Raw genomic sequence first — 353 nt, forward strand, 5'->3', positions numbered from 1 at the left:
ATATGGCCGCTAATAAGTACCATAAAGAAAATGTGCCTAACTCAAGTAAGCATCAGCATTCATTCTTGACGTATTCTTCTTTCTCACAAGTTTGTAAATATTCAAACCGCGCAAGTTATGAAGTATTAGTTCAGCACTCGCCACGATTATCTCGAGGCCTTCCTGAAAGAGAAGATAGTCTAGAAGAAGCGTACTGGGAAAGATAAGGCATTTTTTTGATTTATATTTCACTATTAGAAATATAAAAAAGGCTCCGAAAGGAGCCTTTTTTGTTTCTGAATATATTGAAGCCGTAAATAATACTTTAGTCGACTTAAATATTAATTCTATTGCTTAGTGGGTTATTGATGATT

At 34.0% G+C, this 353-nt stretch carries 1 pseudogene; it reads left to right on the forward strand.

From position 1 onward, the window contains the following. Positions 1 to 206, forward strand: a pseudogene (locus AB4653_RS28895) (inosine/guanosine kinase); the annotation flags it as partial. Between the last annotated feature and the right edge of the window lie 147 nt (positions 207 to 353).

This window comes from Vibrio sp. 10N.222.48.A3 (assembly GCF_041475345.1).
Lineage (GTDB): Bacteria > Pseudomonadota > Gammaproteobacteria > Enterobacterales > Vibrionaceae > Vibrio > Vibrio tasmaniensis_A.